Source organism: Tetragenococcus halophilus (genome assembly GCF_001712815.1).
Classification (GTDB): Bacteria; Bacillota; Bacilli; order Lactobacillales; family Enterococcaceae; genus Tetragenococcus; species Tetragenococcus halophilus.
Genome location: NZ_CP012047.1, coordinates 2087563 through 2105689 on the forward strand (window position 1 = coordinate 2087563; position 18127 = coordinate 2105689).

The 18127-nt window shown below is 36.9% G+C and carries 17 protein-coding genes, 1 rRNA gene and 1 pseudogene; 9 read left to right on the plus strand and 10 right to left on the minus strand.

The features are described from left to right. Positions 1-193: 193 nt before the first annotated feature. The 6 genes from AC806_RS09955 to AC806_RS09975 all read right to left on the minus strand — a co-directional run bounded on the left by AC806_RS09955 (position 194) and on the right by AC806_RS09975 (position 8057). A 16S ribosomal RNA gene (locus AC806_RS09955) occupies positions 194-1752 on the minus strand. Beyond that, positions 1745-1894 carry a hypothetical protein gene (locus AC806_RS11900; protein ID WP_155982965.1) on the minus strand — a complete coding sequence of 50 codons (150 nt, stop codon included), beginning with the start codon at positions 1892-1894 and terminating at the stop codon, positions 1745-1747. The genes AC806_RS09955 and AC806_RS11900 overlap by 8 nt, the downstream gene beginning before the upstream one ends. 339 nt (positions 1895-2233) lie before the next feature. Beyond that, positions 2234-4261, minus strand: a complete 2028-nt coding sequence (gene mutL / locus AC806_RS09960; RefSeq protein WP_069029254.1) for a DNA mismatch repair endonuclease MutL — start codon at positions 4259-4261, stop codon at positions 2234-2236. 15 nt (positions 4262-4276) lie between these two features. Continuing rightward, entirely contained in the window at positions 4277-6865 is a 2589-nt protein-coding gene (gene mutS / locus AC806_RS09965; RefSeq protein ID WP_069029255.1) for a DNA mismatch repair protein MutS, read from the minus strand. Continuing rightward, positions 6849-7235, minus strand: coding sequence for a YlbF/YmcA family competence regulator (locus AC806_RS09970; RefSeq protein WP_061840999.1), 387 nt, complete (start codon positions 7233-7235; stop codon positions 6849-6851). Before AC806_RS09970 ends, mutS begins: the two co-directional genes overlap by 17 nt. A 24-nt stretch (positions 7236-7259) precedes the next feature. Further along, the gene (locus tag AC806_RS09975; RefSeq protein ID WP_061840998.1) at positions 7260-8057 is read right to left on the minus strand and encodes a TIGR00282 family metallophosphoesterase; all 798 of its coding nucleotides are present in this window, start codon (positions 8055-8057) and stop codon (positions 7260-7262) included. Positions 8058-8331: 274 nt separating this feature from the next. On the opposite strand from AC806_RS09975, the gene AC806_RS09980 reads away from it, so the two are divergent. The 3 genes from AC806_RS09980 to AC806_RS09990 are packed head-to-tail and all read left to right on the plus strand — an operon-like array spanning position 8332 to position 9941. Beyond that, a complete protein-coding gene (locus tag AC806_RS09980) occupies positions 8332-8535 on the plus strand; it encodes a helix-turn-helix transcriptional regulator (protein ID WP_014125564.1) in 204 nt (67 codons plus the stop codon). Position 8536: 1 nt separating this feature from the next. Beyond that, a complete protein-coding gene (locus AC806_RS09985; protein ID WP_014125565.1) occupies positions 8537-9223 on the plus strand; it encodes a DUF3169 family protein in 687 nt (228 codons plus the stop codon). Positions 9224-9260: 37 nt separating this feature from the next. Next, on the plus strand, positions 9261-9941 hold the full coding sequence (locus tag AC806_RS09990) for an IS6-like element IS1216 family transposase (RefSeq protein ID WP_041591852.1): 681 nt from the start codon (positions 9261-9263) through the stop codon (positions 9939-9941). 204 nt (positions 9942-10145) lie between these two features. Here the strand turns inward: AC806_RS09990 and AC806_RS09995 are convergent, their stop codons facing one another. Both AC806_RS09995 and AC806_RS10000 read right to left on the minus strand, forming a co-directional pair. Beyond that, positions 10146-10946, minus strand: coding sequence for a Cof-type HAD-IIB family hydrolase (locus AC806_RS09995; RefSeq protein WP_069029256.1), 801 nt, complete (start codon positions 10944-10946; stop codon positions 10146-10148). A 113-nt stretch (positions 10947-11059) separates the two neighbouring features. Further along, a complete protein-coding gene (locus tag AC806_RS10000) occupies positions 11060-11857 on the minus strand; it encodes a formate/nitrite transporter family protein (protein ID WP_061840996.1) in 798 nt (265 codons plus the stop codon). Positions 11858-12366: 509 nt separating this feature from the next. Here AC806_RS10000 and rpsD point away from each other — a divergent pair. The 6 genes and pseudogenes from rpsD (at position 12367) to AC806_RS10030 (ending at position 16529) form a co-directional block, all read left to right on the plus strand. Continuing rightward, entirely contained in the window at positions 12367-12978 is a 612-nt protein-coding gene (gene rpsD, locus AC806_RS10005; protein WP_014125572.1) for a 30S ribosomal protein S4, read from the plus strand. A 212-nt stretch (positions 12979-13190) separates the two neighbouring features. Then, positions 13191-14058 (plus strand): annotated as a pseudogene (locus tag AC806_RS10010) (ABC transporter ATP-binding protein). Next, complete coding sequence (locus AC806_RS10015; protein WP_061840995.1) at positions 14059-14934, plus strand: ABC transporter permease; 876 nt, start codon at positions 14059-14061, stop codon at positions 14932-14934. Positions 14935-14958: 24 nt separating this feature from the next. Next, positions 14959-15426: a LytTR family DNA-binding domain-containing protein gene (locus AC806_RS10020; protein WP_082786922.1), complete on the plus strand. Its 468-nt coding sequence runs from the start codon at positions 14959-14961 to the stop codon at positions 15424-15426. 11 nt (positions 15427-15437) lie between these two features. Then, positions 15438-15839: a DUF3021 domain-containing protein gene (locus AC806_RS10025; protein WP_061840994.1), complete on the plus strand. Its 402-nt coding sequence runs from the start codon at positions 15438-15440 to the stop codon at positions 15837-15839. 150 nt (positions 15840-15989) lie between these two features. Next, a complete protein-coding gene (locus AC806_RS10030; protein WP_014125577.1) occupies positions 15990-16529 on the plus strand; it encodes a biotin transporter BioY in 540 nt (179 codons plus the stop codon). 38 nt (positions 16530-16567) lie between these two features. Here the strand turns inward: AC806_RS10030 and AC806_RS10035 are convergent, their stop codons facing one another. Together AC806_RS10035 and AC806_RS10040 are read right to left on the minus strand one after the other, a co-directional pair. Continuing rightward, a complete protein-coding gene (locus AC806_RS10035) occupies positions 16568-17170 on the minus strand; it encodes a DUF1054 domain-containing protein (protein ID WP_014125578.1) in 603 nt (200 codons plus the stop codon). Positions 17171-17190: 20 nt separating this feature from the next. Beyond that, complete coding sequence (locus AC806_RS10040) at positions 17191-18081, minus strand: metallophosphoesterase (RefSeq protein WP_069029257.1); 891 nt, start codon at positions 18079-18081, stop codon at positions 17191-17193. Positions 18082-18127 lie beyond the last annotated feature (46 nt).

Consider the following 18127-nt stretch of genomic DNA (forward strand, 5'->3'; position numbering starts at 1 on the left):
TTCTTGCTTTGAGCGATCAAAGCCCTTCGAACATGTGCGTAAACTTCGTTAAAAAACGTGTTCAACGCGGATTCTCGGTTGGTGTTGATTGTTGTTTTTCTATCCAGTTTTCAAAGAACCAAATTTTGAGAGTAAACCTCTCAAAACTGAACAAAGCGCAAACGATGTGTCGACCTTCCGTATTTTTCCTTAGAAAGGAGGTGATCCAGCCGCACCTTCCGATACGGCTACCTTGTTACGACTTCACCCCAATCATTCGTCCCACCTTAGGCGGCTGGCTCCCCTAAGGGTTGCCGCACCGACTTTGGGTGTTACAAACTCTCGTGGTGTGACGGGCGGTGTGTACAAGGCCCGGGAACGGATTCACCGCGGCATGCTGATCCGCGATTACTAGCGATTCCGGCTTCATGCAGGCGAGTTGCAGCCTGCAATCCGAACTGAGAGAAGCTTTCAGAGATTCGCTAGGCCTTGCGGCTTGGCTTGCTCGTTGTACTTCCCATTGTAGCACGTGTGTAGCCCAGGTCATAAGGGGCATGATGATTTGACGTCATCCCCGCCTTCCTCCGGTTTGTCACCGGCAGTCTTGCTAGAGTGCCCAACTCAATGCTGGCAACTAACAATAAGGGTTGCGCTCGTTACGGGACTTAACCCAACATCTCACGACACGAGCTGACGACAACCATGCACCACCTGTCACTTTGCCCCCGAAGGGGAAACCCTATCTCTAGGGCGGTCAAAGGATGTCAAGACCTGGTAAGGTTCTTCGCGTTGCTTCGAATTAAACCACATGCTCCACCGCTTGTGCGGGCCCCCGTCAATTCCTTTGAGTTTCAACCTTGCGGTCGTACTCCCCAGGCGGAGTGCTTAATGCGTTAACTGCAGCACTGAAGGGCGGAAACCCTCCAACACTTAGCACTCATCGTTTACGGCGTGGACTACCAGGGTATCTAATCCTGTTTGCTACCCACGCTTTCGAGCCTCAGCGTCAGTTACAGACCAGAGAGCCGCCTTCGCCACTGGTGTTCCTCCATATATCTACGCATTTCACCGCTACACATGGAATTCCACTCTCCTCTTCTGCACTCAAGTGATCCAGTTTCCAATGACCCTCCCCAGTTGAGCTGGGGGCTTTCACATCAGACTTAAATCACCGCCTGCGCTCGCTTTACGCCCAATAAATCCGGACAACGCTTGCCACCTACGTATTACCGCGGCTGCTGGCACGTAGTTAGCCGTGGCTTTCTGGTCAGCTACCGTCATGGAAAAAGCATTTCCTCTTTCTCCTGTTCTTTGCTGACAACAGAGCTTTACGATCCGAAAACCTTCTTCACTCACGCGGCGTTGCTCGGTCAGACTTGCGTCCATTGCCGAAGATTCCCTACTGCTGCCTCCCGTAGGAGTCTGGGCCGTGTCTCAGTCCCAGTGTGGCCGATCACCCTCTCAGGTCGGCTATGCATCGTTGCTTTGGTGAGCCGTTACCTCACCAACTGGCTAATGCACCGCGGGACCAGCCATCAGTGACGCTGTAAAGCGCCTTTGAGCTTTCTTTCAGGTGAAAAAAAGCCATATGCGGTATTAGCACCTGTTTCCAAGTGTTATCCCCCGCTGATGGATAGGTTCCCCACGTGTTACTCACCCGTCCGCCACTCCGCTTAAGAAAAAACCGAAGCTTCTTCTTAAGCAGCGTTCGACTTGCATGTATTAGGCACGCCGCCAGCGTTCGTCCTGAGCCAGGATCAAACTCTCATCTTGAATTTGATCGATCAACACCGTTGATCGTACTTAGCTCTTCAACTTTTTGCTCGCGTGTTGTTCGCGTTATTGCTTGGTTGCTTCTTCTTTTAAAGAAGCGCCCGACACATTGGTTCGTTTGCTTGCTTTGTTCAGTTTTCAAAGGTCTACTGCTTGTTGCTTCATTAGCTCATTTATTATATCATCTAAGCAACACATCGTCAAACATTTTCTTTATTCTTTCAATAACAAAATTTCAACTATGTTTTATTTGCAACTCCGTTATTATAACAAGCGATATTTTACATGTCAACAACATTTTAGTCATTTATAAAAAATATCCTGAGCGAAAGTTCAGCTAAAACAAATGTGTTGTTTTCGACAACGTTGAATACTTTACTACGTTTTTTTACGAAAGTCAATTATAAATTTCTATTTTTTATTATTAAAAAGATAAAAAATAGCTTACCTAATAAAATAAGCTATTTTTTACAGTTATAGATTAATGTGGATCTTGAATACGTTTGAACATTCTTTCCATATCGTAATTATCAAAATGAATCAATACAGGTCTTCCATGGGGACAATTGAACGGATTTTCGCATGCCGCTAAATCAGTTAATAAAGCCCGTGCTTGCGAATCGTTCAAATAATGATTTGCTTTAATCGATCGTTTACAACTCATCATAATCGCAGATTTTTCTCGAAATTTCTTTACACTGACTTCTCCTGTCGTCAAAAGCATATCGATCATTTCACGGATTGTTTCTTCCTCTTGCCCTTGTGGATACCAAGTAGGATGAGAACGAACAATAAAACTATTCGCACCAAATTCCTCCAAATAAATCCCTACGCCTTCTAACAAATCAGCTTGTTCTTTTAAACGAAGAGCATCATCATTAGGGTAATCAAGAACAATGGGGACCAACAATTCTTGGAGGTCTGTGGAAACTTCTCCAATCTGACGGCGAAAGTATTCATACTTGATACGTTCTTGCGCCGCATGTTGATCAATAATATATAAGCCTTCTGTATTTTGTGCAAATAAATAAGTCCCATGCATCTGTCCAAAATAGTCCAATTGCGGAAAACGTTCTTCAGTTGGTTTCTCTGTCATTATTTTTTCCATCAATCGACGATTCTCTTTCTGATGTACATCAAATTCTGGATGATCCGCTATCGATTCCTGAGCGTTTTTTTTCAGATACGCTTGTTCTTTTTCCACAGTTTCTAGAGAGCTATTTTCACTATCAAGTTCATTTTCTTGACTGGAAAATGTTGATATGTCAGCTTCCTCCGATGTATTTCCATAAAAGCCCTCAACTTTTCCACTTTCATCCCCAACTTTATCCACAAAGTTTTCCACAGGCTTATTAACCGTTTCATTTACGTAGAAATCGCCTGTCTGCTTATCATAAGCTAATCCTTTTTTTTCATTCTTTGTAGATTCTTCAAAATCCATGGATAATTGTTGTGCTTTTTCTTGTTCGCTAACCTTTTTATTAAAATCTAAATTTTCCGCTGCATTAGGGATAAGATTTTCTTCTCTTAAACGTTCGTTAATTGTTTTAGACAACAAAGTTGTTAATTCCTGTTCTTTTGACAAGCGTACTTCTTGCTTAGTTGGATGAACGTTAACATCGACAAGTAGTGGATCCATCTCAATTTCAATGACCGCAATCGGAAATCTACCCACCATTAACTTAGAACCATAGCCGTTAACAATCGCTTTATTTAAAGCAAAATTTTTAATATAACGTCCGTTGACAATTGTGGACAAATAATTACGGGTTGCTCGCGTTACTTCAGGCAAAGTGACGTAACCATGAATTTTAAAGTCTAAATCTTCCGCTTGAATTTCTCTCATTTTCTTAGCAGTCTGAACACCATAAATCCCTGCCATAGTCTGTTTTAAGTCGCCGTTTCCAGAAGTCGAAAGCATTTGATTTCCCTCATGTACTAAATGAAAGGCGACATTGGGATGACTTAAAGCTAAACGATTAACGATATCTCCTATATGAGCTAACTCTGTCTGCAGTGTTTTAACGTATTTCAACCGAGCAGGCGTATTATAAAAAAGATTCTCTACAATAATCTTCGTACCTTGTCGTAATACGGAAGGTTGATTTTCTTCAATTTTTCCACCTTTTAAATAAAGATAGGTCCCTTGACTGGCATTTTCAGTCGCTGTTTCAAAAGTAATTTCTGATACAGAAGCAATACTAGGTAAAGCTTCTCCACGAAAACCCAACGTACGAATACGAAACAAGTCGTCACGGCTATGTATTTTACTTGTTGCATGACGTTTAAAAGCACTCTCGGCATCTTCCGGGCTGATACCTGTTCCATTATCTATGACTTGGATTTTTTTTAACCCTGCCTCTTCTAATAAAATATTGATTTGTGTGCTATTTGCGTCGATAGCATTTTCAATTAACTCTTTGACGACTGAGGCTGGACGCTCAACAACTTCTCCGGCAGCAATTTGATTGGTGAGTCTTTCGGATAATTCCAGGATTTTATCACTCATTACTTTCCCTTCTTTCTATTCTTGGGCCGATTGCTTTAGTTCATATAATTTATTTAATGCATCTAGCGGTGTCATATCCATAACATCTAAGGATTGTAATTCTTTGATAACATTAGACTCTGTTTTGCTATCTTCATTAAATAAAGATAACTGCTGACTTTGCTCAATATTTTCTTCTACAACTTCAGCTTCTTTAGGAATATTCTGATTTTGCAAGGTTTTCCCTTTTTCTAAAGCTTGTAAAATAATATCTGCTCTATCTAACAGTTCTTCAGGTAATCCAGCAATTTTTGCCACATGGATTCCGTAACTTTTATCTGCCGGTCCATCCATCATTTTATGCAAAAATACTAAATCTCCGTCTTTTTCAACTGCACCCACATGTATATTTTTCAACTGAGTTAATTCATCTTGCAAGACAGTTAGTTCATGGTAATGGGTAGAAAATAAAGTTTTAGCCCCCACATGTTGGTGAATGTATTCAATAATTGCTTGAGCTAACGCCATACCGTCATAAGTAGCTGTCCCCCGTCCTAATTCATCAAATAGGACTAGACTATTAGCTGTCGCATGCGATAAAGCTTGGTTAGCTTCCATCATTTCAACCATAAAGGTACTTTGACCTGCAATTAAATCATCGCTTGCCCCAATTCGTGTAAAAATACGATCAAAAATCGGCATAACAGCAGACTGTGCCGGTACAAAGCAACCCATCTGAGCTAAAATCACTGTCAAAGCTAATTGTCTCATGTAAGTACTTTTCCCTGACATATTAGGTCCGGTAATCAACAATATCAATGTTTCTTGATCCATTTGAATAGAGTTGGGAATATATTCTTGGGCACCCAATACTTTTTCTACTACTGGATGACGTCCTTCTACAATATCTAATGTTTTATCATCGCTTAATTCTGGTCGAACATATTGATAACGCTCGCTGATTACAGCAAAACTTTGCAATACATCTGTCGTGCTGATCATTTTTGCTAAATACTGCAGGCGGTCAATTGCTTGTTTAACCTTTTTCCTTACATCCAAAAACAATTCGTATTCTAAATCAACAGATTTTTCTTCAGCTTCTAAAATCTGTTTTTCTAATTCCTTTAGTTCCGGGGTAATAAAACGTTCCGCATTGGCTAATGTTTGCTTACGTTCATACCTTCCTTCTTCAAGATTCGCTAGATTGGCTCTAGTAATTTCAATATAATAACCAAAAACTCGATTATAGCCAACTTTTAAGTTCTTTATTCCCGTTTTATTTCGCTCTTTTGTTTCAAGTTCGGCGATCCATTGTTTCCCATTACGCATAGCTTCTCGATACTTATCTAATTGTTCATTAAAGCCATCTTTTATTACATTGCCTTCAGTAACTGCAATCGGAGCTTCTTCATTGATCGCCTGTTCTATCAGTTGTACTAAATCCTCCATCGGTTCCATGCCTTTTAACGTTTCTACCCATTCTCCTTGGTCGATTCCTTCTAAAATGCTACGAATCGCCGGCACTTGTTCTAATGAAGTTTTTAATTGTAATAAATCTCGACCATTCACATTGCCAAAAGCCACTCGCCCAGCCAAACGTTCAAGATCATAAACTTTCGTCAGCGCTTGTTTTAAATCTTCTCGCTCAAAAAAAGCTTGTAATAAACTTGCTAATTGATCCTGTCGTTTTAAAATCGCACTTTTTTGAATCAACGGACGATCTAACCATTGTTTTAGCAAACGGCCGCCCATTGCAGTTTTAGTTTCATCTAAAAGCCACAAAAGTGTGCCATGTTTTTTTCCTGTACGGATAGACTGACTGAGCTCTAAATTCGCTTTAGAATAATGATCCATCTTTAAATAATGATCTACTTCATAACTTTGTGCCTTTTGTATATGATCTAAGCTGCGTTTTTGTGTTAACAAAAGATAACGTAATAACTTACTTGTCACTTTTTTTTCTAACTCAGCAGAAAGCCCATCTGTTAAAAACTCAAGTTCGGCATTTGTCTGATCGTCTTCTTGGGTAGAAAACACCACACCCAAACGGTTTTTTAAAGTTTCTTTCAAAGAATCCGGGATTTTGTCATCGGTTAAGACGATCTCTTTTGTCTGCAAGGCTGAGGCCTCATTCAAAACACTATCTTCATCTTCTAGTGTAGTACTGCATAATTCCCCAGTCGTTAAATCAACATAACTTAAGCCATATTGCTGATTGTCAAAAGCAAGGGCCGTTAAAAAGTTATTTTCTTTTGCACTCACGCCCTTTCCTTCCATCAAAGTTCCAGGAGTTACTAATTGAATGACTTCTCTTTTCACCATACCTTTGGTCGTTTTAGGATCTTCAACTTGCTCACAAATCGCCACTTTATATCCCTGTTCTACGAGGATATCAATATAATTTGTCGCTGCATGATAAGGTACACCGCACATTGGAATAGGATCTTCAGCGTTTTTATTTCGACTGGTCAACGTCAGTTCCAGTAACTGTGCTACTTTTAAAGCATCGTCAAAGAATAGTTCATAGAAATCGCCCAAACGATAAAATAAAAAGGCATCACGGTATTGCTCCTTGATGCTTAAATATTGTTCCATCATTGGTGTGTTTTTAGTCTTTTGAGGCATTTAAGTCTTCCTCCTCGATTGCATCATTTACTCGTTTTTCAAAGTTGTCGGTAATATAATGCAAAATTTCATTTGCATCTAAAAGCTTCTGCCGATAACTGATAACTAGCGGCTGATCTTCGTATTCTTTTTTCAACCGGTCAATTTCTGCATTCGCTTGTTTTTTTGCTTCCGGTTTATCATAATGAGCAAATTGCACTGCCGCTTTTTGTACTTGTTTTATTTGCTCCTCCAAAGTTTGTAGTTTTTCATTTTGCAAAGCCCGTTGTTGAACCTTTTGAAATTCTTGGATGCTGTCATGTTCAGCTAGTAAATCAACTAATTGTTCAAGGGCTACTTGGATTTCTGGTTCTTTATTTAAAGGGTTCAAAACTTACACCTCTATTATTCCTGTTTACGCTAAAAATGGCCGGTCTTCATTTATTACGATAGGCTCAATACTTTTAGCAGTACAACTTCTTGGGTCAATTTCAACAAGACACGCGGATAAAATATTTCGTCCTTGTTCTACCACTTCAAATCGCTTAGGCAAAGCTGTAATAAACTTTTCGATAATAGGGTCTTTTTTCATCCCTAAAATTGCATCATAAGGTCCGGTCATCCCCACATCGGTCAAATAAGCGGTCCCTCTTGGCAAAACACGTGCATCGTTGGTTTGGACATGTGTATGTGTACCAACTACAGCAGAAACACGACCATCTAGAAACCAAGCCATTGCTTGTTTTTCACTCGTTGTTTCCGCGTGAAAGTCAACAAATATATATTTTGTTCGTTTAGCAGCTATCTTCACAAGTTCATCTGCTTTTTTAAATGGGTCGTCAATATCTGTCATAAATGAACGACCTTGTAGATTGATTACTGCTAATTCGATATCATTAACTTTAACAAAAACAATTCCCTTACCTGGCGCTTGTTCCGGAAAATTTGCAGGTCTAATCATACGTTTTGCTTCAGAAATAAATTCAAAAATATCTCGATTATCCCAAGCATGATTCCCCAAGGTGATAACATCAATACCTTCTTGTAGAAATTTTTTATAAATCTTTTCAGTAATTCCTTTACCGCCAGCTGCATTTTCTCCATTAGCGATCGTTACCTGCGGAGCGTATTCTTTTTTTAACTTCGGCAAATATTCGGTGATTGTTTTTCTTCCTAAAGAACCCACCACATCACCTATAAACAAAATTCGCACAGAATTTCCTCTTCTCTTTTTTCTTCTTTTTCCTATTATAATCGTTTTATGTTTTAAAAAAAAGGTTTTGTCTTATTTGTAAAATAAATTTTGAAAAAGCTTGGTTAAACACACCATTGTCAGCATTTTACAAAAAAATCTCAGATTTCATCTGATAAACAAATAAAATCATAGCATTTTCTATGTATTATTTTGACTAAAAAAAATTTCTTTTTGACAAATTTATTTGTCATTATGACTTATATGTGTTACATTGAAGTTGGAGGTGCTCAGTATGAAGACTAGACTCAGAGAGCTGCGTGCACGCCAAAGACTCAATCAAACAGAGCTCGCTAAAAGAGCTAAGGTTAGCAGACAAACCATCAGCTTAATTGAACGGGAAGAGTATATTCCCTCGCTATTAATCGCTAAACGCATGGCGAAAATTTTTAATGAACCCATTGAAAATATCTTTATCTTTGAAGAGGAGGAATTATAAGATGAGAAAAACTTTAAAAATGTTTCTATATTTAATTATTGGAGCAGCCGTTGGTTTACTCATTTCAAGCACGGCGCGAAGCATCGGAGGAGATGTTTCTACTGACCGTTTCTACTTAGGCGTCAGTATTACAACAACAATAGTTGCTGCTTTTTTGATTGTTTTAGGAATCTTTCAGTATCGTCGCTTATTAACAGTGGCCAAAGATTATGTAAAATATATGGATGAAGATTCCTATGATAAATACCGCTACAACAAGCACAACGAAATTCAAATATACGGTGTGATAGGGTTTGTATTGTCGCTAGTCAGCCTTGCGATACCCCTAATCACCTATTTTAATTTATCAGTACTCTTATTTTCTTTTATTGTCTATATTGTATCAATCATATTTCTTACGCGAACAACAAAACTGATAAATAAACTTTATCCAGAACGAAATCTGCCTCAACCATCAGATAAAAATTATACCGACAAATTATTACTGGCGTCTGATGAAGGAGAACGTCATATTATGACAACAGCGCTTTATAAAACATTTTCTCTCACTCAAGTCGGGATATTTGTTGGTATCCTACTATTAATAGCCTATTCGATGCTGACTGGTGAATCACAAATTTTCAGTATTATTATCCTAGGTATCATCATGATGGTTCTGTTGCAAAGTTTTAAATCTACTATCAAATAAGGTAGAATAATAGAAAAAGATAGCAGGAGGAATGACGGTGAATCATTTTAAAGGAAAGCAATTTCAGCAGGATGTGATTATTGTAGCCGTGGGCTACTATCTTCGTTATAACCTTAGCTATCGTGAAGTTCAAGAAATCTTATATGATCGTGGCAGTAACGTTTCTCATACGACGATTTATCGTTGGGTGCAAGAATATGGCAAACTACTCTATCAAATTTGGAAAAAGAAAAATAAAAAATCCTTTTATTCATGGAAAATGGATGAAACGTACATCAAAATTAAAGGAAAATGGCATTATTTGTATCGAGCCATCGATGCAGATGGTTTAACCTTGGATATTTGGTTACGTAAAAAACGGGACACACAAGCAGCCTATGCTTTTCTTAAGCGGTTAGTGAAGCAGTTTGATGAACCGAAGGTTGTAGTCACAGATAAAGCCCCCTCTATTACAAGTGCCTTTAAGAAACTAAAAGAATACGGCTTTTATCAAGGGACAGAACATCGTACCATTAAATACCTGAATAATTTGATTGAACAAGACCATCGTCCAGTAAAGAGACGCAATAAATTCTATCGAAGTTTACGCACTGCCTCTACCACGATTAAAGGCATGGAAGCCATTCGAGGATTATATAAGAAAACCCGAAAAGAAGGTACTCTCTTCGGGTTTTCGGTCTGTACTGAAATCAAGGTATTATTGGGAATCCCAGCTTAAATCATAGATACCGTAAGGGATTTTATTCTTTATTTAAAACTTTGCAACAGAACCATCATGATTATCTCAAATACGAAATACTATAGCGAGATTAAAGAAAAGTAGTTGCAAAGCCCTTTTTCTAAATATCTTCCTGCATTTGTTAAGTATAAAAAAGCCTTGTAAAATGGGAATTTACTCCCGTTTTACAAGGCTAAAATTAATTTATGCTCTTTTTCTAACTGTATTATTTAAAAAGCCCAGTTTGTCTAAAGCTTGCCAAATACCATCATGGTCATTGTCATCTGTGATACGATCAGCGTATAAAGCCACTTCATCAGAAGCATTTCCCATCGCAACACCACAACCCGAAGCTTGCAACATCTCGCGATCATTCATACCATCGCCAAAAGAAACAATGTCTTTTTGTTCAATACCTAATCGTTGGGCGATTTCAAGAATCGTTGCCGCTTTAGAACCGCCTTTTGGTATTACATCTACGCCATTTTCATGCCAACGTACAAAAGACAAATTAGGATATTTTTCATCAAAATAATGTTCCAATGATGTATCGTAAAACGCTAGTCCTTGATAAATATCTTCTTTTTGTGGAAAATTAGGATCTAAATCAGGTGCGCTAGATCCTACTGAATGCATCGCATCTTCTATGTTCGCCAAATTAAAAGTAGTATTCCGCTTATAAGCGTCAATTCCTACAAAAACCGTATCAACCCCTAAGTCATTGGCTTCGTTTACAAAGCGTTGCATTTCCATCTTGGGTAGTAAACGTTTATAAACTTGATGGTGTTTTAAAAAAGCGGCTGAACCGTTACAAAGAATATAATTATCAAATTCTAATTGATAAATTAACTCTTGTGCTAGAAAACGTGTACGACCCGTCGCTAATGTCACAAAGTGTCCTGCTTTTCTAAGTTTCTGCAAAGCTTCAATAGTACTAGCCAAAGGAAGTTTATCAGAATTCAATAAGGTACCATCAATATCAAAAGCAAATAATTTCCGTCTCATCTTGTAGGTCAAGCTCTCTTTCGCTAAAATTTATATTCATTTAATACTTAATCACAAATTCCAATGAATTTCAATGACCCTGATATTTACGTTCTTAATTTTTATTGCCCAATTTAATCCACATAATCAGATTTTGTATTGTTTAACCATGCGTAAACTAAGCCGATAACTATACCTCCGCCAATATAATTACCCAGCAAAGCAAAGACGATATTATGAACAAGGTTTGTTACAGTCATTGCGCCCATAGCGCCGTTTGAAGCAAAATATCCCAATGAAAATGCTGGAAAGTTAGCAATAACGTGCTCATATCCTAAAAAGGCAAAGATAAAAATAATAAAAATAATAGCTAAAACTTTGCCAGCATCATCTTTCATTCTTAAACTAACTAAAACTGCTGTATTTACCACAATATTAGCAAAAATTCCTTCTACTAAGATTTGTACCGTCGATTTTTCTAACTTAGCTATAAGTGAAGTAAACATATAATTATCCGCAGATAAGTCTTGAAAAGTTCCTGTCAATGAAATTAAATAGCCAAATAAAATACCGCCAATCAAATTAAATAAGATACAAGTAAATAAAATTTTAGTGGCTATCTTTAAATTGATTTTTTTACGATATACCCCCACTGTCATATAAAGCATATTAGAAGTCCCTAATTCTGCATTCATATATAAAATCATCACTAAAGACCAACTAAACATAAACGCATAGATAAACTTACCCGAACCTGCTGCAACTTCCTCAGCCTGCATTGCTGTACCAAATGCAACAGCGGTTCCTAGCGTTAGAAATAAACATGCTAATATCGCGCGAAGCGCATAACGGATATAACTACTTTCAATTAAATCCACTTTTTTTATGATTGATGAATCTATTTTTTCAAATAATGCCGATACCGGATTCATTACTTTCCCACCTTTAATATTTAATTAATGTTAACCATCCTTTTTATTCTAATGAGCCAAAATGGGTTTGTAAAGCGATTTCGTGAAAAATAACGTCCTACTTATAGAAGTTTCTACCCAGTTTTACTCTAATATCGTTATATTTCTATTTTTATCGCTTACAAATTTCCAGCTAAGAAATAAAAAAACACCTATGATTGAGCGGAAAATTGACTGCCTTTTCCCAGCAAATAATAAGCTCCTTAACTAATCCAGTATAGAAATAAGATAAAAGCCTTAAGATCGTTTGGCTAAAGTTTCTTGACAGCATGCGCAATGACAAGGTATAATACCTTTCGTGTAAAATAATGCAGCAGAGATATAATAATTCGTCACCAGTTCGTCGCCTAATTTAGGTTCAATTGCGTAGCCGCGGCTGCAAAGGTGAAGATTGAAGAGCGCACTACACGAATTATGAATATTTCATCGGATTATTTTACTCCAAAAACAATTATTGGAGGAATTTTTTAATGTCTCGTTATACAGGACCATCTTGGAAAGTTTCCCGTCGCTTAGGTATTTCCCTATCAGGCACTGGAAAAGAATTGGCTCGTCGCCCATACGCACCAGGTCAACACGGCCCTACTAGTCGTGGTGCCCGCTCTGAATACGGCTTGCAATTAAGAGAAAAACAAAAACTACGTCGTATGTATGGACTCACTGAACGTCAATTCCGTACATTATTTACTAAAGCAAGTAAAATTAAAGAAGGTAAACATGGTGTTAACTTCATGATCTTACTTGAACAACGTTTGGATAATGTCGTTTATCGTTTAGGTTTAGCGACTACACGTCGTCAATCACGTCAGTTAGTTAACCATGGACATATTACAGTTGATGGTAAACGCGTGGACATCCCTTCTTACCATGTAGCAGTGGGACAAGTCATCGGCGTACGCGAAAAATCAAAAGAAATGTCTGCAATCACAGAAGCTGTTGAATCTGTTGTAGGTACACCTGCTTTTGTTAGCTTCGATGATGAAAAATTAGAAGGTTCATTGACTCGCTTACCAGAACGCGAAGAATTGACCCCTGATGTTGACGAAGCACTAGTTGTTGAATACTACAACCAATTGCTATAAGATTTTAACTTTAAGGCCGAAACTCTTATTAGAGTTTTGGTCTTTTTTTATGCTTCTTTAGTCACTTGCATTTATTTTTTTCCAACATCAATATTTTCCCTAATTTTGTCCTCAGTATTTTACTGCTTGGCAAGTAAAAACAACCACTTATCTATAAACAACGGACAAATAATATTTATTCTGCTAAGTTTTATTTGAAAGGCGGGATAAATATGATTCTAACCACTGATAAACTCACTAAAAAATACAAGGCTCAAACAGCCATCAACCATTTAAATCTAAGCATCGAGAAAGGAAGTCTGACAGCTCTTCTGGGACCAAATGGCGCTGGTAAATCAACAACAATGCAGCTATTAATTGGCTTGATACAACCTACAAGCGGAAAAATTTCTTATCAAAATCAGCTTAAAATTGGTGCAGTTTTTCAAACCAGTGTTTTAGACGATATGTTAACTGTAAAAGAAAATCTACAAATTCGTGCTGAACAATATCACAATATTGCCAAAACAAGAGTAAAAGAATTGATCGACCAATTAGGTTTAGTTAGCTTTTCTAAGCAAACTTACGGTAATTTATCTGGCGGACAAAAACGTAGAGTAGATATCGCCCGGGCATTATTAAACGAACCGGAGATCCTATTTTTAGACGAGCCCACAAACTGGACTAGATATCCAAACACGCGCAAATATTTGGGCTTTACTAAAAGACTTACAAACTAAACAAAATTTAACGATCGTCTTAACCACACATTATTTAAATGAAGTTGATGAGGCAGACAAAATTTTTATCATCGACCACGGAACATTAATTACCCAAGGTTCTGCCCAAAATATAAAACAACGGTTCGCAAATAATTTATTATCTGTTCAACTAAAATCACAAAAGGACCTACAAGCATTTGATGAATTAGAAGTTTCTACTTTTTGTAAAGAAACCAATAAAATTACATTTTCACCCGAAAGTTCACAACAAGCAATCCATTTACTGACAAAATATCAGACATATATTCAAAGTTTTGAATTTCGATTAGGAACTATAGAAGACGCTTTTATGAATTTAACCGGAAACGAGGTGCGTTAAATGAAGGCTTTGATAAAACGTAATTTGCTTTTATATTTCCGTAATAAATCGGGTGTGTTTTTTTCTGTATTAGGTGCGCTTATTTCTTTTATCCTTTACCTGATCTTTTTAAAAGAAACAATGACACCGGATTGGCCCCAACTATCGCAAAGCAATCAGTTATTGGATACTTGGTTGATTAGTGGTACGCTAACAGTAACAGCAATCACCACAACACTCACAAGTTTAACTCAAGTTGTTAAAGATCGAGAAACAAAGGTTTTTTATGATCTTTCATTAACTGATATAGGGGCTAGGCGTCTACAATTGAGCTACTTACTTAGTGCTACTTTAATTGGTATGATTATGCAGGCTATCTTATTCATTGTAATGTTCACTTATTTCTACTATGTAAATCATACAGTGATTCATTTGTTACAATTGATAAATGTTTTCCTTTTAATGCTTTTTAGTGCGCTATTATCAGCTACCTTGAATCTTGCGATTATACAACAAATAAAAACAGTAGATACCCTCGCAAAATTTAGTTCCATCGTAGGAACGGCTGCAGGTTTTTTAGTAGGGACGTATGTTCCTATTGGTGCATTACCTCATTTTGCGCAAGCTTTGATGAAATTAACTCCAGGAAGTTACATTGCTTCTTTATATCGACAAATACTATTAGCTCCTACATTATCGGAAGTTTTCAAAAATAACCCTACTGTAGGTGAAACTTTTGAAGAGGCTATGGGCGTACGTTTAAAAATTACTGAATTATTAACCTTTCAACAAACTTACATTTTAGTTATACTTATGATGTGTATAGCTCTGTTAGTCGCTTTATTGCCTCAATGGCTTAAAAAATACAAAAAATACCATACATTATTTCGAGAATAATTTTTAAAGAAAGAAGGCTTAGATTTGGTTAGATGTCGTTTTGAAATGGACCCACAATTTTCTGTGGCAGAACCTGAAGTTATCGTTCGTGCTGATAGTAAAAACATTGATATACAAGATCTCATAGCCTATATCGAACAGTATCAAAACCAGCTATCTTCAGCTAAAATTCTGCCTGTAAAAACAAACGATCAGCTTATTATGCTTAAAGCTGAAGCTATTATTTTAGCTGATATTCAGCAATCAACCCTTTTGATTTACACTGTTGATGGAATCTTTGCCACTTCAGAAACCTTGGTTCATTTTGCTAAACGAGTAGATAACATTAACTTTATCCAAATCTCAAAACACGCCTACATCAATCTGGACCATCTGCTTTCTTTGTCTGATAGCTTTTCGGGTAATATGACTGCTACATTGTCTCAAAACATGAAGACAGATGTTAGTCGAAAATATGTCAAATCATTAATGCAACATCTAGGGATTAAATAGGAGGTTTTCCTTTGAAAAAAATACTTCAATATGCCTGTATTGGCATTGGTTATGGTTCATTTTTTTACTTAATGATATTACTCTATAGACAAGGCATAACACCTACTAGAGAGAGTATTTTAGCTACTTTATTCATGAGTGCCCTTATCGGGATCAGTGCTATCTTATTTGATATTGAAAAATTAAATTTTTTATCGGCACTTATAATACACTTTATATGTACGCTATCTCTTGCTATCGGAATCATGTTTTACAACGAATGGGCTGATGATATCATGCATGATATTGAATTTTGGTTAATATTTATTATTATTTATGTTAGTGTCTGGGCTATTTCTTGTATCTCAAACTCGCTGAGAGTGGGAAAAATCAATCGAGCTTTATCGAAAAAAAGAGCAAAAAAGGGGGCATAACAGCATATATTGGTTACAATATGCAACATAATAAGATGTCTCTTCTTTCAACTGTAATTTCGTAAACACTTTATTTACAAAAGGTTAACAATATGCTATATTTTATGTTAACTAACAATAAAAAAATAGGTTTACGAAAAAGGTGAACGAATGAAATTAACTTTGCATCAGCAGCTAATGGCTGCTACATTTGCCGGTATTATTGCTATTTTTTCTCAGATTATTATCCCTGTTGGCGTCGTCCCCTGGAGTTTACAAACGTTTATTATTGGTTTATCCGTTACCTTATTAGGAAGAAGAGTCGGTACTTGGTCAGTTTTAATCTACTTTTTATTAGGATTGATTGGTCTACCTGTTTTTGCCGGTGGCGCCAGTGGTGTAGCGGCCTTATTTGGACCAACAGGAGGCTATTTAATTGGCTTTATTTTTACTTCGCTCATTATTGGTACCATAATGAAGTATAGAAAGTATAACTTTTTTTGGACAATTATCGCCAACCTTATAGGCTTTCTTGTGGCCCTTTGTTTTGGTACAGTTTGGCTGAAGTTTATTGCCGATATGGCCTGGTCGGCTGCTTTTGCTACTGGCTTTTTAGGCTTTTTATTTCCTGAAATCATCAAGTCTATCTGCTCGGGATGGTTTAGCGTTTTATTGATTCATCGCTTACCCCAAAAATTTTTCAGTACTTAATAAAATACCAGTCCATAATCACATGGGCTGGTATTTTATTAAAACTGTAACAGTTGATAGCATGGGACAAGACAACGGTAAGTCGCTAACATATATTCTAATGCTTGTTCCGGTTCTTGCCACAATTCACTATCTCGAGTAATGATTCTACCTACTTGAAACTCACCTTTTTTAACGTTTTTTAAACGTTCTAAAGCTTGTTTAACATTAGCTTGTGCAATATATTCATAATTATCCTTCGTATGATCAGTATTCATGACAGTATCAACTGGCAATTGTGTCAGCAATAAACTATTTTGTAAAAGCAGATCAGCCATTTGTTCTTTTTTGGGCGGTTGGTCAATAATTGATAAATACATAAAGACATATTCTGGCCAAATGCCTAGTTGGAAATGCGGGGTCATTTTGTAGCCCCGCTTATTATTGCTAAGGGCTGACCATGTATTCGCTGGGGGATAAACACTCCTTCTACGATGTTGCGCAAGATGGATAAATAATGTCTCATTCAATTCTTTTTCTAGCTCTTTTTTTATCCTTTCATCTAGTTCTTTAAAAATCGGTTGAATTTTTTCGCGAATAGCTTCCATCCGTTCGTCTAAACCCGTAATATCAAAAACTTTAAAACTTTCTTGCGTAAACATAAATACCTCCTGCTTTTTCTTTAATAATCAAGTAAAACCATTCCTTCTTGCAGCTCATTAAGAATATAACGCTTTTTATACTCAGCAAAAGCGTTAGTATAATGTTTTAGTAATGTCCGAGCTTTAAGCGGGTTAAAAGTATCCGCTAAATGATTTTTTAAAATGAACGAACGCGTTAAATACCACTCATAATAGTAGCCAAATGGACGACAGTGATACACCGTTTGTTGCAACATTTGTTTAGTAAAGCGATGATGTGTATGTCCAAAAACAACTTGTTCAACATTAGTAAATTCATCCAATACGGCCCCAAATTTCTTGGAACCTAAAAATGCATTTAACTGATTCCAACGTTCATATTTTTCGCTATGTTGTATAATGAAGTCTTCTTTTGGCACAAAGTGAGTACTTAAAATGACCTTTTTAGTATCAGGGATAGTCTGCAATGTTTCTTTTAACCGACGACAGATATATTCAGTGATTTGTGGATCTGAACCTATTCGATCAATAAAACGATCGTACCAATAAAGATTTTTTTTACGCCGATATTCTTTTTCCTCGGCACGCGGAACAAAACTATAATCATACCAGCCGTTAACTCCCAAAAGAACAGTTGAATCTGATAGTTTCTTACTTTGAAAATTTAAAAAATGCGGGTCATTAAAATCTTCAAAATTTGTCTGCTTATCAATATCTGCCATTTCATGATTACCCCAATGAAAAGTCGTGTCTATTTTTTGATCAAAAAAATAGACAACCTCCAAAGTTTTATCCACTTTATTGGCCACATCTCCAGCAAAATGTAGATGGGTTACATTTAAACTTTCCAAATAGTCTCGTATAAAATAAAGTTCTTCATTTAAATGATTGATATCAGCATGTAAATCTGAAATTACTGCTAACTTTCCCAAAATAGCACCCTTCTTTTACGAATGACATCTTTCCCATTGTGTTTTA

Bases quoted from the DNA above. Each gene is read 5' to 3' on its own strand.
- AC806_RS10000 (WP_061840996.1), bottom strand. From the start codon at position 11,857: ATGAATCCGGTATCGGCATTATTTGAAAAAATAGATTCATCAATCATA.
- AC806_RS09995 (WP_069029256.1), bottom strand. From the start codon at position 10,946: ATGAGACGGAAATTATTTGCTTTTGATATTGATGGTACCTTATTGAAT.
- AC806_RS09985 (WP_014125565.1), top strand. From the start codon at position 8,537: ATGAGAAAAACTTTAAAAATGTTTCTATATTTAATTATTGGAGCAGCC.
- mutL (WP_069029254.1), bottom strand. From the start codon at position 4,261: ATGAGTGATAAAATCCTGGAATTATCCGAAAGACTCACCAATCAAATT.
- AC806_RS10030 (WP_014125577.1), top strand. From the start codon at position 15,990: ATGAAATTAACTTTGCATCAGCAGCTAATGGCTGCTACATTTGCCGGT.
- AC806_RS09980 (WP_014125564.1), top strand. From the start codon at position 8,332: ATGAAGACTAGACTCAGAGAGCTGCGTGCACGCCAAAGACTCAATCAA.
- mutS (WP_069029255.1), bottom strand. From the start codon at position 6,865: ATGCCTCAAAAGACTAAAAACACACCAATGATGGAACAATATTTAAGC.
- rpsD (WP_014125572.1), top strand. From the start codon at position 12,367: ATGTCTCGTTATACAGGACCATCTTGGAAAGTTTCCCGTCGCTTAGGT.
- AC806_RS10035 (WP_014125578.1), bottom strand. From the start codon at position 17,170: ATGTTTACGCAAGAAAGTTTTAAAGTTTTTGATATTACGGGTTTAGAC.
- AC806_RS10015 (WP_061840995.1), top strand. From the start codon at position 14,059: ATGAAGGCTTTGATAAAACGTAATTTGCTTTTATATTTCCGTAATAAA.